Annotated in this window: 13 protein-coding genes; 10 read left to right on the top strand and 3 right to left on the bottom strand. The window is 66.6% G+C overall.

Annotated elements, in window-relative coordinates; genetic code table 11:
* Positions 1-27: 27 nt before the first annotated feature.
* Positions 28-597, top strand: coding sequence for a TetR-like C-terminal domain-containing protein (locus tag CEX87_RS07910; protein ID WP_094286644.1), 570 nt, complete (start codon positions 28-30; stop codon positions 595-597).
* Positions 598-668: 71 nt separating this feature from the next.
* Positions 669-1,598 (top strand): COX15/CtaA family protein, encoded by a 930-nt coding sequence (locus tag CEX87_RS07905; protein ID WP_198957182.1) that lies wholly within the window; start codon positions 669-671, stop codon positions 1,596-1,598.
* Here the strand turns inward: CEX87_RS07905 and CEX87_RS07900 are convergent.
* Positions 1,548-2,417 (bottom strand): ATP-grasp domain-containing protein, encoded by an 870-nt coding sequence (locus CEX87_RS07900; RefSeq protein WP_094286642.1) that lies wholly within the window; start codon positions 2,415-2,417, stop codon positions 1,548-1,550. The genes CEX87_RS07905 and CEX87_RS07900 overlap by 51 nt on opposite strands.
* Positions 2,418-2,435: 18 nt before the next feature.
* On the opposite strand from CEX87_RS07900, the gene CEX87_RS07895 reads away from it, so the two are divergent.
* Positions 2,436-3,407: a quinone oxidoreductase family protein gene (locus tag CEX87_RS07895; protein ID WP_198957178.1), complete on the top strand. Its 972-nt coding sequence runs from the start codon at positions 2,436-2,438 to the stop codon at positions 3,405-3,407.
* A gap of 3 nt (positions 3,408-3,410) precedes the next feature.
* On the opposite strand, the gene CEX87_RS07890 is transcribed toward CEX87_RS07895, so the two are convergent.
* Positions 3,411-4,337, bottom strand: coding sequence for a heme o synthase (locus CEX87_RS07890; protein ID WP_064395485.1), 927 nt, complete (start codon positions 4,335-4,337; stop codon positions 3,411-3,413).
* A gap of 187 nt (positions 4,338-4,524) precedes the next feature.
* Here CEX87_RS07890 and tkt point away from each other — a divergent pair, with 187 nt between their 5' ends.
* The 7 genes from tkt (at position 4,525) to CEX87_RS07855 (ending at position 13,184) form a co-directional block, all read left to right on the top strand.
* Positions 4,525-6,618, top strand: a complete 2,094-nt coding sequence (gene tkt, locus CEX87_RS07885; RefSeq protein ID WP_094286638.1) for a transketolase — start codon at positions 4,525-4,527, stop codon at positions 6,616-6,618.
* 20 nt (positions 6,619-6,638) lie between these two features.
* Positions 6,639-7,769 (top strand): transaldolase, encoded by a 1,131-nt coding sequence (gene tal / locus CEX87_RS07880; RefSeq protein WP_064395483.1) that lies wholly within the window; start codon positions 6,639-6,641, stop codon positions 7,767-7,769.
* On the top strand, positions 7,766-9,292 hold the full coding sequence (zwf, locus tag CEX87_RS07875) for a glucose-6-phosphate dehydrogenase (protein ID WP_064395482.1): 1,527 nt from the start codon (positions 7,766-7,768) through the stop codon (positions 9,290-9,292). The genes tal and zwf overlap by 4 nt, the downstream gene beginning before the upstream one ends.
* Positions 9,293-9,320: 28 nt before the next feature.
* Complete coding sequence (gene opcA, locus CEX87_RS07870; RefSeq protein WP_094286636.1) at positions 9,321-10,232, top strand: glucose-6-phosphate dehydrogenase assembly protein OpcA; 912 nt, start codon at positions 9,321-9,323, stop codon at positions 10,230-10,232.
* Positions 10,229-10,969: a 6-phosphogluconolactonase gene (gene pgl / locus CEX87_RS07865; protein ID WP_094286634.1), complete on the top strand. Its 741-nt coding sequence runs from the start codon at positions 10,229-10,231 to the stop codon at positions 10,967-10,969. The genes opcA and pgl overlap by 4 nt, the downstream gene beginning before the upstream one ends.
* 193 nt (positions 10,970-11,162) lie before the next feature.
* The gene (locus CEX87_RS07860) at positions 11,163-12,599 is read left to right on the top strand and encodes an HNH endonuclease signature motif containing protein (RefSeq protein WP_094286632.1); all 1,437 of its coding nucleotides are present in this window, start codon (positions 11,163-11,165) and stop codon (positions 12,597-12,599) included.
* A gap of 213 nt (positions 12,600-12,812) precedes the next feature.
* Entirely contained in the window at positions 12,813-13,184 is a 372-nt protein-coding gene (locus CEX87_RS07855; RefSeq protein WP_064395637.1) for a hypothetical protein, read from the top strand.
* A 12-nt stretch (positions 13,185-13,196) separates the two neighbouring features.
* Here CEX87_RS07855 and CEX87_RS07850 read toward each other — a convergent pair whose 3' ends face one another.
* The gene (locus CEX87_RS07850; RefSeq protein WP_094286630.1) at positions 13,197-14,000 is read right to left on the bottom strand and encodes an SDR family NAD(P)-dependent oxidoreductase; all 804 of its coding nucleotides are present in this window, start codon (positions 13,998-14,000) and stop codon (positions 13,197-13,199) included.
* Between the last annotated feature and the right edge of the window lie 4 nt (positions 14,001-14,004).

Below are 14,004 nucleotides of genomic sequence, written 5' to 3'. Positions count from 1 at the left end.
GCAAGCGTTTCTTCTAAGGAGTGTCGGATGCCGCGTCGCCGCGGACAAGAACTCGACGCCGCGATCCGTGACGCCGTGCTCGATCTGATCGCCCGGCACGGTCCGGTCGGCGTCACGATGGAGGCCGTCGCCGCGGCAGCCGCGACGAGCAAACCCGTGCTGTACCGGCGCTGGCCGGACGCCACCGTACTGCTCCGCGACACCCTGCTCGGCATCGCCACCGACGCGATTCCGCACGAGGACACGGGCAGTTACCGCGGCGACATGCTCGCCGTGTTGCGTGGGTGGGCCGCGTTGTTCACCGGTCCTCGGGCACCGGTGATTCGGGCCGCGATTGCGGCCGGCGCCCGCGACCCGGACCTCACCGAGGCCTTCCGCAACGGCGTTATCGGCTGGCGAAAGCAAGAAATGGCCGCACTGCTGGCGCGCGGTATCACCCGCGGCGACGTTCGCGCCGATGTTCCCGTCGAGCTCGCCCGCGAATTGGGGCAAAGCGTGCTGTGGCATCGGCTGCTGATCACCGGCGACCGCATCGACGACGATCTGGTCGTGCAACTGGTCGATGAGGTGCTGGTGCCGTTCGTGGCGCCGCGGTAGCCGCTCACCCGCTACTACGGCTTGTAGTTGCGCTGCTCTACCATCGAATCGTGCGACGCGCCTTTTTGCGGCTGGTCGATCTGCTGCCGCTGCCCAGCCTGCGGGCCCAGCGCGTCATCGCCTTCCTCGTCATCCTGACCCAGGGTGGGATCTCGGTGACGGGTGCCATCGTCCGCGTCACCGCGTCGGGGCTGGGCTGCCCTACCTGGCCGCAGTGCTTCCCGGGCAGTTTCACACCGGTGCCGGTCGCCGAGGTGCCGGTGGTGCATCAGGCGGTCGAGTTCGGCAATCGGATGGTCACCTTCCTCGTCGTGCTCACCGCGGCGGCGGCCGTGCTGGCCGTGACGCGGGCCCGTCGCCGCCGCGAGGTGCTCGTCTACGCGTGGCTGATGCCGGTGTCGACCGTGGTCCAGGCGGTGATCGGCGGCATCACGGTGTTGACCGGACTGCTGTGGTGGACGGTCGCGATTCACCTGCTGGCGTCGATGACCATGGTCTGGTTGTCGGTGCTGCTGTTCGTCAAGATCGGCGAGCCCGACGACGGTGTCCTCGTCCGGCGGGCGCCCAAGGCGTTGCGACAGCTGGCTCTGCTCAGCGCCGCGGCCCTGGCCGCCGTGCTGGTGACGGGCACCCTGGTGACCGGCGCGGGGCCCCACGCCGGAGACAAGAGTGTTGACCGCACGATTCCCCGGCTGGAGGTCGAGATCACCACGCTGGTGCACGCGCACTCAGCGCTGATGGTGGCCTACCTGTCGCTGCTGATCGGCCTCGGCTTCGGCCTGTTGGCGGTGCGCGCACCCCGTCCGGTCCTGCTGCGGCTGGTTGTCCTTCTCGTGCTGGTGGTGTGTCAGGGTCTGGTCGGCACGGTGCAGTTCTTCACCGGCGTACCCGCCGCGTTGGTGGCGGTGCACGTCGCGGGTGCCGCGCTCTGCACCGCGGCGACCGCCGCGCTATGGGCGTCGATGCGAGAGCGGGCCAAGCCCGAACCGGTCGAGCGCTGATTCGACGGCGACGACGAACTCGCGGTGCTGCCGGCCCCTTGTCGTTTCGTCCAGCTGCATCCAGCCCAGCGACGGTTCGATGAGTTCGACTTCCAGCACGCGCGGGTCCGCGTGCCCGCCGATGACGTCGACGCGCGCGTAGAGCAACTCCTCCGGGGACAGGTCCAGGTGTGCGGCCGCCGCCGCAAGTGCCTGGTGCCCGACGTCCCAGACCTCGAAATCGGGATCGGTGGGGCCCTTCGCGAAGGCATGCGACTGCGCACCGCCGATGAACACCAGAGCGGTCTCGCCGTCTTCGATGCGCTCATCGTAGGGCTGGATCAATACGGTCCGGCCGGCGGCCAGCAGCCGATCGGCGTGTCGTCGCGCCTCGTCGCGATCCGAAAAGCGAAGGCCCTCAACCGATCCCACGCCGACCGCAGGCTTGACCACGACTTCGTCGCTGTTCGGCAGCCGTACTGCGTCGCCGGGGGCGACGAATCGGGTGGGGACCGTCGGCACACCTGCTGCCGCCAGGTCGGCCAGGTAGCGCTTGTCGGTGTTCCAGGGCACCACCCTGGCGGGGTTGAGCAGATGGCGAACCCGTCGCGTCCAGGACAGGAACTCGTCGAGCCGGTCGATGTAGTCCCACGTCGCCCGCAGGATCACCAGATCCGCCTCCAAGGTCGCCGGGTCATCCCAGGACATCCAGCGCGCGTGGAGTCCGTGCTTTCCCAGGGCCGCGACCAGGCCGGCGTCGTCGCCGTCCCCCTCCGGCAGGGCGGGGCATCCGGCCAACACGATCCGCGGATGGAACACGTCAGGCCGCGCGAGCTTCATAGTTGGCACGATAGAACCATGCATGCCATCGAAGTCGCCCAGACCGGCGGACCCGAAGTCCTCACCTACGTCGAGAAGCCACAGCCCACGCCGGGCCCCGGGGAGGTGCTCATCAAGGCCGAGTCCATCGGCGTGAACTTCCTCGACACCTACTTCCGGTCCGGCCAGTACCCGCGGGAGACGCCGTTCATCGTCGGCAACGAGGTGTGCGGCACCGTGGCGGCGATCGGCGAAGACGTCGCCGCGCTGAAGGTCGGCGATCGCGTCGTCACCGCTCAAGCCAACGGGGCCTATGCCGAATACAGTGTCGCCCCAGCCGATTTCGTGGCCTATGTGCCCGAAGGCGTGGCTCCCGACGCGGCCTCCGCATCCCTGCTCAAGGGTATGACGGCGCACTACTTGATCAAGTCGCTGTATCCGGTACAGCAGGGCGACTCGGTTCTGGTGCACGCGGGCGCCGGCGGCGTCGGGCTCATCCTCACCCAGTGGGCGACCAGCATGGCGGTACGCGTGATCACCACCGTCTCGACGTCGGAGAAGGCGGAGCTGTCGCGTCAGGCGGGTGCGGTGCAAGTGCTCGACTATCCCGACGATCCGGCCGCGTTCGGCGCCGAGATCAAGGACATGACCGACGGTGGCGTCGCGGCCGTGTACGACGGGGTGGGGGCGGCCACGTTCGAAGCCAGCCTGGCCAGTCTCAGGGTGCGGGGCACGTTGGCGTTGTTCGGCGCTTCGAGCGGGCCGGTGCCGCCGTTCGACCCGCAGCTGCTCAACGCCGCGGGCTCGCTGTTCCTGACCCGTCCGACACTCGTGCACTACACCCGCACGGCCGACGAATTCGCCTGGCGTGCGGGCGAACTTCTCGATGCGATCGCCTCGGGCACGCTGACGATCACGGTCAGCGAGCGCTACCGGCTAGCCGATGCCGAGCAAGCGCACCGCGACCTGCAGGGTCGCAAGACGGTCGGTTCGGTGGTGCTGGTGCCGTAGGGGCTAGAACACGGTGGGCAGCGCCAGGACGGAGTCGACAGCGAGCGCCAGGAACACCACGGCGAGGTAGTTGTTCGACTGCAGGAACAGCCGCAGCGGCTTGACCGCCTCGCCGCGACGCACGCCGTTGTAGAGCTGGTGCGCCATCACCAGGAACCACCCGCCCGCCAGCAGCGCCACCGCCCCGTACAGCCAGCCGGTGACGGGCGTCAGCGCGAGCGTCGCGGCCACCGTCAAATACGTGTAGATCAGGATCTGCTTGGTGACCTGACGTTCGGTGGCGACCGCGGGAAGCATCGGGACGCCCGCGGCGCGGTAGTCCTCCTTATAGCGCATCGCCAGCGCCCAGGTGTGCGGCGGAGTCCAGAAGAAGATGATCGCGAACATGACCAGCGCGGGCCAGGCGATCGTCCCGGTGACCGCAGACCAGCCGATCATCACCGGCATGCAGCCGGCCGCGCCGCCCCACACCACGTTCTGCGAGGTGCGGCGCTTGAGCAACAGCGTGTAGACGAGCACGTAGAACGCGATCGTCGCGCCGGCGAGATGGGCCGACAGCATGTTCGTCGTCCACCACAGCCAGAAGAAGGACGCGACGGACAGGGCCAGCCCGAAGATCAGCGCGTGACTGCGCGGAACCGTGGCACGCGCCAGCGGCCTGCGCTCGGTGCGCTTCATGACCTTGTCGATGTCGGCGTCGGCAACGCAGTTCAATGCGTTGGCGCCCGCCGCGGCCAGCAGCCCGCCGAACAGGGTGTTCAGGATCAGCAGCGGATCGACCGTGCCCCGGCTCGCCAGCAGCATGGCCGGGATCGTGGTGACCAGAAGCAGTTCGATGACCCGCGGCTTGGTCAGCGAGACGTAGCCGAGGAATTTGTCGCGAATCCGAATCTGCGCCCCGTCGACGAGGTGAACGTCGCGAACTCTCACGCAGTTACTCCTGTCGAAATGGTCCCAGCGCGCGGGCATCTACTACAGACGATGGTAGACCGCACGACAACACCGTCCTAATCCTGCCCGGCGTCTCGCCCCAGCAGCCTGCATTGGACGACCATCCCGCACTAGGGTGGTTGGACGTGCAGCTGAGAAATGCTCTATGCCGACCAGGAGTGCGCCTGTGACCACACTCGAAGAAATCTCCGCGCTGACCCGCCCGAATCACCCCGAGGACTGGAGCGAGGTGGACTCGGCGGCGGTTGACGCCGTCCGGGTGCTGGCGGCCGACGCGGTGCAGAAGGTCGGCAACGGCCACCCCGGAACCGCGATGAGCCTGGCGCCGCTGGCCTACACGCTCTTCCAGCGCCAGATGCGCCACGACCCCAGCGACGTGCACTGGCTCGGCCGCGACCGGTTCGTGCTGTCGGCAGGCCATTCCAGCCTGACCCTCTACATCCAGCTTTATCTCGGCGGATTCGGGCTCGAGCTGGACGACATCGAAGCCTTGCGGACGTTCAAGTCCAAGACCCCCGGCCATCCGGAGTTCCGCCACACCGACGGCGTGGAGATCACCACCGGCCCGCTCGGGCAGGGTCTGGCATCAGCGGTCGGCATGGCGATGGCTTCGCGCTACGAGCGCGGGCTGTTCGATCCCGACGTGCCGTGGGGTGAGAGCCCGTTCGACCACTACATCTATGTGATCGCCTCCGACGGCGACATCGAAGAGGGCATCACCAGCGAGGCGTCGTCGCTGGCGGGCACCCAGCAGCTCGGCAACCTGATCGTGTTCTACGACAAGAACCAGATCTCGATCGAACACGACACCAACATCGCGCTGTCCGAAGACGTCGCGGCCCGCTACCGCGCCTACGGCTGGCACGTCCAGGAGGTGGAGGGCGGCGAGAACGTCGTCGGCATCGAACAGGCCATCGCCGAGGCCAAGAAGGTCACCGACAAACCGTCGTTCATCGCGCTGCGCACGATCATCGGCTACCCGGCGCCCAACAAGATGAACACCGGCGACGCGCACGGTTCGGCGCTCGGCGAGGACGAGGTCGCGGCCACCAAGAAGATTCTCGGCTTCGACCCCGACAAGACCTTCGAGGTGCGGCCCGAGGTCATCGAGCACACCCGCAAGCTCGTGAATCGCGGCAAAGAGGCACACGCCAAGTGGGAGACCGACTTCGACGCATGGGCCGAGCGTGAGCCCGAGCGCAAGGACCTCCTGGACCGGCTGCTGGCTCAGAAACTGCCCGACGGCTGGGATTCGGACCTGACCTACTGGGAGCCGGGCTCCAAGCCGTTGGCCACCCGCGCCGCGTTCGGCCAGGTGCTCAACGACGTCGCGCCGAAGCTGCCCGAGTTGTGGGGCGGTTCGGCGGACCTCGCGGGCAGCAACAACACCACGATCAAGGGCGTGAACTCGTTTGGCCCGCCGTCCATCTCGACCGACGACTTCACGGCGGACTGGTACGGCCGCGTGCTGCACTTCGGCGTCCGCGAACACGCTATGGGCGCGATCCTGTCCGGCATCGTGCTGCACGGCCCCACTCGCGCGTTCGGTGGCACGTTCCTGCAGTTCTCCGACTACATGCGGCCCGCCGTGCGACTCGCATCGCTGATGGACATCGATACCATCTACATCTGGACCCACGACTCGATCGGTCTAGGCGAGGACGGCCCGACGCACCAGCCGATCGAACACCTGGCGGCGCTGCGCGCGATCCCGAACCTGTCCGTAGTCCGACCGGGTGACCCCAACGAAACGGCATACGCCTGGCGCAGCATCATCGCCCGCGGCAACGGCAGCGGTCCGGTCGGTTTCATCCTGACCCGTCAGGGCATCCCAGTGCTGGAGGGCACCGACGCCGACGGGGTGGCCCGCGGCGGCTACGTCCTCGGCGGCGGAAATCCCGCCGACGACGCGGACGTGATCATCATCGCGACGGGCTCGGAATTGCAGCTGGCGGTGGAGGCGCAAAAGCAGTTGGCGGAAAAGGACATCACGGCCTACGTGGTGTCGATGCCATGTGTGGAATGGTTCGAGTCGCAACCGCGGGAATACCGCGATTCGGTTCTGCCGCCCAGTGTTTCGGCGCGCGTGGCGGTCGAGGCGGCCGTCGCGCAGAGCTGGTACAAGCTCGTCGGCGACACCGGGGAGATCATCTCGATCGAGCACTACGGCGAGTCCGCCGACTACAAGACGTTGTTCCGCGAGTTCGGGTTCACTCCCGAGGCTGTGGTGGCCGCCGCGGAGCGATCGATAGACAACTGAGGTCTAGGAAAGGCACAGCTATGGCTCAGAATCCGAATCTTGCGGCATTATCCGAGGCAGGCGTGTCGGTGTGGCTCGACGATCTGTCGCGCGACCGACTGCAGACGGGAAACCTGCAGGAACTCATCGACACCAAGAGCGTTGTCGGAGTGACCACCAACCCGTCGATCTTCCAGGCTGCGCTGTCCAAAGGACACGCCTACGACGATCAGGTCAACGAACTGGCCGAGCGGGGCGCGGACGTGGACGCCACGATTCGCACCGTCACCACCGACGATGTCCGCAACGCCTGTGATGTATTGGCCAAGCAGTACGAGCTTTCCGACGGCGTCGACGGCCGGGTGTCGATCGAGGTGGACCCGCGGGTCGCGCACGACACCGACAAGACCATCCTGCAGGCGATCGATCTGTGGAAGACCGTCGACCGGCCGAATCTGCTGATCAAGATCCCCGCCACCATGGCGGGCCTTCCCGCGATCACCGCCGTGATCGCCGAAGGCATCTCGGTCAACGTCACGCTGATCTTCTCCGTGGAACGCCACCGGCTCGTGATGGACGCCTACCTCGAAGGCCTGGAGAAGGCCAAGGAGGCCGGCCACGACCTGTCCAAGATCCATTCGGTCGCTTCGTTCTTCGTGTCGCGGGTCGACACCGAAATCGACAAGCGCCTTGAGAAGATCGGATCGCAGGAGGCGCTGGATCTGCGGGGTAAGGCCGGCGTCGCCAACGCGCGCCTCGCCTACGCCGCATACGAAGAAGTGTTCGTCGGCGGCAAACGATACGAAGCGCTCAAGGGTGATGGTGCCCGTGTGCAGCGTCCGCTGTGGGCCTCCACGGGCGTGAAGAACCCCGAGTACTCGGACACCTTGTACGTCACGGAGTTGGTCGCCCCGAACACGGTCAACACGATGCCGGAGAAGACGATCGACGCGGTCGCCGAGCACGGCGTGATCACCGGCGACACCGTGACTGGCACGGCCGACGAATCACAGGCGCTGTTCGACAAGCTGGCCGCCGTCGGTATCGACCTGCCCGACGTCTTCCGACTCCTCGAGGACGAGGGTGTGGAGAAATTCGAGAAGTCGTGGCTCGAATTGCTCGAGGCGACGCAGGAACAGCTCAACATGAGCAAGCCCCCAGCCAAAAAATGACGGACTGGGTGAATCCGCTTCGCGACAAGCGCGACAAGCGGATGCCCCGGATCGCGGGGCCCTGCGGGATCGTCATCTTCGGCGTCACCGGTGACCTGTCGCGCAAGAAGTTGATGCCTGCGATCTACGACTTGGCCAACCGCGGCCTGCTGCCCCCGTCCTTTTCGCTGATCGGATTCGCCCGAAGAGACTGGGCCGACGAGGATTTCGGTCAAGTGGTCTACGAGGCGGTCAAAAAGCACGCCCGCACGCCGTTCCGTCAGGAGGTGTGGGACCGCCTGTCCGAAGGATTCCGGTTCGTCCAGGGCACCTTTGACGACGATGCGGCATTCGGCCGGCTTGCCGAGACGCTCGAAAAACTCGATGCGGAACGGGGAACGGGTGGCAATCACGTTTTCTACCTGTCCATTCCGCCGAATGCGTTCCAGCAGGTGTGTGAGCAGCTGCAGAAGTCCGGGCTGGCCAATCCGCAGGAGGGTCGCTGGAGCCGGGTGGTGATCGAGAAGCCGTTCGGTCACGACCTGCAGAGTGCGCAGGAACTCAACGAGGTCGTCAACAGCGTGTTCCCCGAGGAGTCGGTGTTCCGCATCGACCACTACCTCGGAAAGGAGACGGTGCAGAACATCCTCGCGCTGCGGTTCGCCAACGAACTGTACGAGCCGATCTGGAACAACAACTACGTCGACAGCGTGCAGATCACGATGGCCGAAGACATCGGGCTGGGCGGACGCGGAGGGTACTACGACGGGGTCGGCGCCGCGCGCGACGTCATCCAGAACCACCTTCTGCAACTGCTGGCCCTGACCGCGATGGAGGAGCCGGTCAGCTTCGGTCCGAAGGAACTGCAGATCGAGAAGATCAAGGTGTTCTCGGCCACGCGGCCGATGCAGCCGCTGAACGAGACCACCGCGCGCGGGCAGTACGCGTCGGGTTGGCAGGGTAGCGAGAAAGTGGTGGGCCTGCTCGAAGAGGAAGGCTTCTCGAAGGATTCGAAAACCGAGACCTACGCGGCCATCGCGCTCGAGGTCGACACCCGGCGGTGGGCCGGTGTGCCGTTCTTCCTGCGCACCGGAAAACGATTGGGGCGCAGGGTCACCGAGATCGCGCTGATCTTCAAGCGGGCGCCGCACCTGCCCTTCGACAAGACCATGACCGAGGAACTCGGCCAGAACGCCTTGGTGATCAGGGTGCAGCCCGACGAGGGCATCACGACCCGCTTCGGCTCCAAGGTGCCCGGCAGCGCCATGGAGGTCCGCGACGTCAATATGGACTTCTCCTACGGGTCGGCGTTCGCCGAGGACTCCCCCGAAGCCTATGAGCGGCTGATCCTCGACGTGCTGCTCGGTGAACCGTCGCTGTTCCCGGTGAACCGGGAGGTCGAATTGTCCTGGGAGATCCTCGATCCGGTGCTGGACTACTGGGCCGCGCACGGTAAGCCCGAGGCCTACGAATCGGGAACCTGGGGCCCAGCCTCCGCCGACGAGATGTTGCATCGCATGGGCCGGGAATGGAGGCGGCCGTGACGAGCTCTAGCGCGAGGAGCCGACAGCAATGATTGTCGACCTGCCGGACACGAACACCAACGACATCAACAAGAAGATCACCGATCTGCGCGAGGAGGGCGGCGCGATCACGTTGAGCCGAGTGCTCACCCTTGTGGTCTCGCTCGACTCCGACGAGCTGCTCGAAGAATCCATCGAAGCCGCCAACTTCGCCAGCCGCGAGCACCCCTGCCGGGTGATCATCGTGGTGCCCGGGGACCGCAACGCCGGCGACGCGCGGTTGGACGCGCAACTACGCGTCGGCGGGGACGCCGGCGCCGGGGAGATCGTCGGGTTGCGCCTGCACGGCGAACTCGCCGACCACGCGAGCGCCGTGGTGCTGCCCTTCCTGTTGCCGGATACGCCGGTGGTGGCGTGGTGGCCGGCTGGCGGGCCTGCGGTACCCGCCAAGGATCCGTTGGGGCGATTGGCGATTCGGCGGATCACCAACGCGACGCAGTGCTCCGATCCGTTGTCCGCGATCAAAGGCCGACTGGCCGGCTATACCGCCGGGGATACCGACCTCTGCTGGGCGCGGATCACGTACTGGCGGGCCCTGCTGGCCGCGGCCGTCGACCAGGAACCGCACGCGCCGATCGCTTCTGCGGTGGTGTCGGGTCTACGGGACGAGCCGTCGCTCGATGTGCTCGCGGGTTGGCTCGCCGCTCGAATCGACGGTCCGGTGCATCGCGAGGTGGGCGAGCTGAAAGTAGAGCTGCTGCGCGACGGTGAGACGATCACTCTGCGTCGGCCGCAGACCGGCGTCACCGCGACACTGAGCCGAACCAACCGGCCCGAGGCGCGAATCCCGTTAGCGCGCAGGGAAACCAGAGAGTGCCTGGCCGAGGATTTGCGCAGGCTCGACCCCGATGAGATCTACCACGAAGCCCTGCAGGGAATCGATAAGGTGCAATACGCATGACCGCGACCATCGAGCGTCATCCCGACACCGCGACACTGGTGGCGGCCGCAGGTGATCGGCTTGTCGCAGCCATCATCGCGGCCCTCGACAAGCGGGGCTCAGCGCACATTGTGCTGACGGGCGGGGGCACCGGTACCAAGCTGCTCAAGCGCGTGGCGGAGAAGGGCACCGAGATCGACTGGGCGAAGGTGCATCTCTACTGGGGTGACGATCGCTTCGTGCCGGCAGACGATGACGAGCGCAACTACAAGCAGGCCCGTGAGGCGCTGTTGGATCGTGTGAGCATCCCGGCCGGCAACGTGCACCCGATGGCCGCCAGCGGTGCGGAGTTCGGCGACGACCTCGACGCTGCCGCGGCCGCATACGAGCAGGTGCTGGCCGCCAACGCCCAGAGCGGCGAGCCCGCCCCGGACTTCGACGTACATCTTCTCGGAATGGGCGGCGAGGGCCATATCAACTCGCTGTTCCCCCGTACCCTCGCGGTGCGTGAGACCGAGCGCCTGGTGGTCGGTGTCGAGGACTCCCCCAAGCCGCCGCCGCGGCGAATCACGTTGACGCTGCCCGCGGTTCGCCGGTCGCGGGAGGTGTGGCTGGTGGTCTCCGGCGAGGGGAAGGCCGACGCGGTCGCGGCGGCGATCGGCGGCGCTGACGCCGACGACGTGCCCGCGGCGGGCGCGGTGGGCCGTGAGGCGACCGTGTGGCTGCTCGACGAGGCCGCGGCGAGCAAGCTTGGCTGATTGAGGCGATGGAGCTGTATCTACCTCCGCTGATCCTGTTGACCAACTGATCGAGGCGGTGTGCCGTCGGACGAAAGTTCTCACGGCCCGCCTTCGTTCCGGTAACGAGGTGCATTCCCCCCGATGGAACGGACGTGCGTCATCGAAGGAGCGGACGCGCGACCTGTCGGTGGTCGCGAGTAGTATCGCACACATGTTCGAAGCACTCGACGACGCGGCGGTGGTTGAGTCCATCACCGCGTCTTCGCGCGAGCAGAGCGCGGCCAGCGGCCGTGAACTCATGGCGATCGGTGAGCTCTACGCCCGCCGCGCCCCCGAGGACGACGACGAACGAGCGAATTGGGCGATCGACGGCCACGCCAATGTGGTCGCCGAGGTCGCGGCGGCGCTCAACATCAGCCGCGGGCGAGCCGCCAGTCGCCTGCACTACGCCATCGACCTGCACGAGCGCTTGCCCAAGGTCGCCGAGGTCTTCGCGCGTGGGCAGATCGACTTTCGGATGATGACCGCGCTGGTCAACCGCAGCTCCAACGTCAAGGACGACGATCGCCTCGCCCGGCTCGATGCGGCCTTCGCGAAATGGTCGCCGAAATGGATGAAGCTGTCCGGGCCGAAACTGCACGAACGCATCGATATGTGGGTGGAGAAGTTCGACCCGGACGGGGTTCGGGAACCGAAGCCGCCCAACGACGACCGCTACGTCGAGGTCGGTCCGATCGGTCCTGGCATGGTCGGGGTCTGGGCCAAACTCGCCTTCGCCGACGGCGTGGCTTTCGACACGCGACTCGATGAGATCGCTGCAACCGTATGCCGCGACGATCCGCGCACCGTTTCGCAGCGCCGTGCGGACGCGATGACGGCGATGAGCGCGGGGCAGATGCGGCTCGAGTGCGGCTGCGGGGCCGAGGATTGCCAGAACAGGTCCCCCGGCGGGCCTACGAGTCAGGTCGTCATCAATGTCATCGCCGAGCAGGCCACGATCGAGGGCCGGTCGGACAATCCGGGGTACCTGCCAGGCTTCGGCGCGGTGCCCGCCTCGATGTTGCGCGAGATGATCGCGACCGCGCAGGTGCGCCCGGTTCCGCTACCCGAACCCTGCGCCGAGGAGGGCTACCGGCCGTCTGCGGCGTTGGCTCGTTTCATCCGATGGCGCGACCTGACCTGCCGCTTTCCCGGCTGCGATGTGCCCGCATCCGCGTGCCAGATCGACCATACGGTCCCGTACCCAATGGGGCCCACTCATCCGTCGAACTTGAAGCTGCTCTGCGGCTTTCACCATCTGCTGAAGACTTTCTGGTGCGGCTCCGACGGGTGGTCAGACCGACAATTCGCGGACGGCACTGTCATATGGACGGCGCCCAACGGGCAGACGTACACCACCACCCCCGGCGGTGCCGAGTTCTTCGAACAGCTGGGTCGGCCCACGGGCGACATCACGGTGGCATCGCACCCGAGCGGACCAGACGACCTTCATCGCGGCGCGAAGATGCCAACCCGCAGGCGGACCCGCGCAGAGGACAAGGCGTATCGGATTGCGCTGGAACGTCAGCACAACGCCGCGCGCAACCGCCGCATTCAGTTCTTGCTAGCCGAACGGCTCGCCAGGGACGACGAACCACCGCCGTTCTGACCAGCGTTCAGCCCGAGAGGACCGAGAGATCATCGTCGTGACCGTCGCGAAAGCCTGCGTCGTAGTCGGCCCTTGCGGTCCTGGTATCCGATCCGGCCATGACCATTCGCGGATCCACGGGGCACTGCCGGGACGCGGTTTCGTCTTGGTTCACATCTGTTCAGACGACGGGTTACGCCCAGCGGTTCCCCTACTGCCGTCATAATGACGGTCATGGCAGACAAGGGCGGTAAGCCGGTGCGCACCGGACCCGAACGCATCAGGAAGCTCGCCCAGGCGGCGCTGAACGCCGACGTCACCGTCGAGCAGGTCGACACCATCCTGGAGGGGCTGAGCGAGACGCTCGAGGACCTCAACAGCTCCACCGCCAACCTCGACGCCACCTTGGAGCGGTTCAACGAGACGATCAACCAGATCAATCAGCTCGCGCCGCGTCTGAACGCCGTCGTGGACCGCATGGAGGGCATCGTCGGGCGGGTGGAACGCATCGTCGGCCTCGGTGAGTCGGTGATCTCGCCGCTCGCCGCGACGGAGCAGGTGGTGCGGGGCGCAGTCAACAAGGTGCGCCGCTCCGCAGGTCTCTAGTGGCGGCGAGGCTCAGACGAAATCGGAGCCGCCGTCCACATTGACGGTGGCTCCGGTGACGTAGCCGTTGCGCCTCGACGCCAGATAGACGGTGATCGACGCGATCTCCTCGGGCAGGCCGGCCCGGCCGAGATCGCACGGTTGATGGAAATTGTTGTCGATCCAGGTCATCACATCGGTCGGGTCGGTGGCGTCGAGCCCGTCGGCGGCCAGAATATCCTTGAGTGCCTCGGTGAAGCTTGCCGTCACGATCGTGCCGGGGCAGATGCAGTTGACCAGAATTCCGTCCTTGGCAAGGCTTTTCGACAGATTCTTGGTGACGCTGCTGAGCGCCGCCTTCGACGCGGTGTACGCGACGATCCGCGGGTTCTGGCGCTGTATCGAGTGCGCAGAGAGCGTCACGATCCTGCCCCACTCCGCGGCCCGCAGCATCGGCAACGCGGCCCGGATCGCCCGGACACCCGCCATCGTGCCCAGGGTGAAAGCCTGCTCCCACTGTGCATCGTCGAGATCTTCGAAGTATCCGTCTCCCGGCCCGACCGTGTGAATCAGGCTGTTGATCTCCCCCCATCGCTGGGCGACGGTGTCGAAGCCGGCGGTAATGGACTCAGGGTCGGCCATGTCGACGCTGATTCCGACGGCGTCGGGCGCACCCGCCTCGCGAAGCGTCGCCGTGGCCGCGTCGAGGGCTTCGACGCCCCGGGCCATCACCGCGACCCGGGCCCCCTCCTGCGCTAGCGTCGTCGCTATCGCCAGGCCCATACCCTTGCTGCCGCCCGTCACGACGGCAGCCGATCCTGCTAGACCCAAGTCCATCGAT

Origin of the sequence: Mycobacterium lehmannii, from assembly GCF_002245535.1 — a bacterium.
Taxonomy (GTDB): domain Bacteria; phylum Actinomycetota; class Actinomycetes; order Mycobacteriales; family Mycobacteriaceae; genus Mycobacterium; species Mycobacterium lehmannii.
The sequence above is the reverse complement of the archived record's forward strand: the minus strand, read 5'-3'. Positions and strand labels throughout refer to the sequence as shown.

Bases quoted from the DNA above. Each gene is read 5' to 3' on its own strand.
- CEX87_RS07900 (WP_094286642.1), bottom strand. From the start codon at position 2,417: ATGAAGCTCGCGCGGCCTGACGTGTTCCATCCGCGGATCGTGTTGGCC.
- pgl (WP_094286634.1), top strand. From the start codon at position 10,229: ATGACCGCGACCATCGAGCGTCATCCCGACACCGCGACACTGGTGGCG.
- CEX87_RS07850 (WP_094286630.1), bottom strand. From the start codon at position 14,000: ATGGACTTGGGTCTAGCAGGATCGGCTGCCGTCGTGACGGGCGGCAGC.
- opcA (WP_094286636.1), top strand. From the start codon at position 9,321: ATGATTGTCGACCTGCCGGACACGAACACCAACGACATCAACAAGAAG.
- tal (WP_064395483.1), top strand. From the start codon at position 6,639: ATGGCTCAGAATCCGAATCTTGCGGCATTATCCGAGGCAGGCGTGTCG.
- CEX87_RS07855 (WP_064395637.1), top strand. From the start codon at position 12,813: ATGGCAGACAAGGGCGGTAAGCCGGTGCGCACCGGACCCGAACGCATC.
- CEX87_RS07895 (WP_198957178.1), top strand. From the start codon at position 2,436: ATGCATGCCATCGAAGTCGCCCAGACCGGCGGACCCGAAGTCCTCACC.
- CEX87_RS07910 (WP_094286644.1), top strand. From the start codon at position 28: ATGCCGCGTCGCCGCGGACAAGAACTCGACGCCGCGATCCGTGACGCC.
- CEX87_RS07860 (WP_094286632.1), top strand. From the start codon at position 11,163: ATGTTCGAAGCACTCGACGACGCGGCGGTGGTTGAGTCCATCACCGCG.
- zwf (WP_064395482.1), top strand. From the start codon at position 7,766: ATGACGGACTGGGTGAATCCGCTTCGCGACAAGCGCGACAAGCGGATG.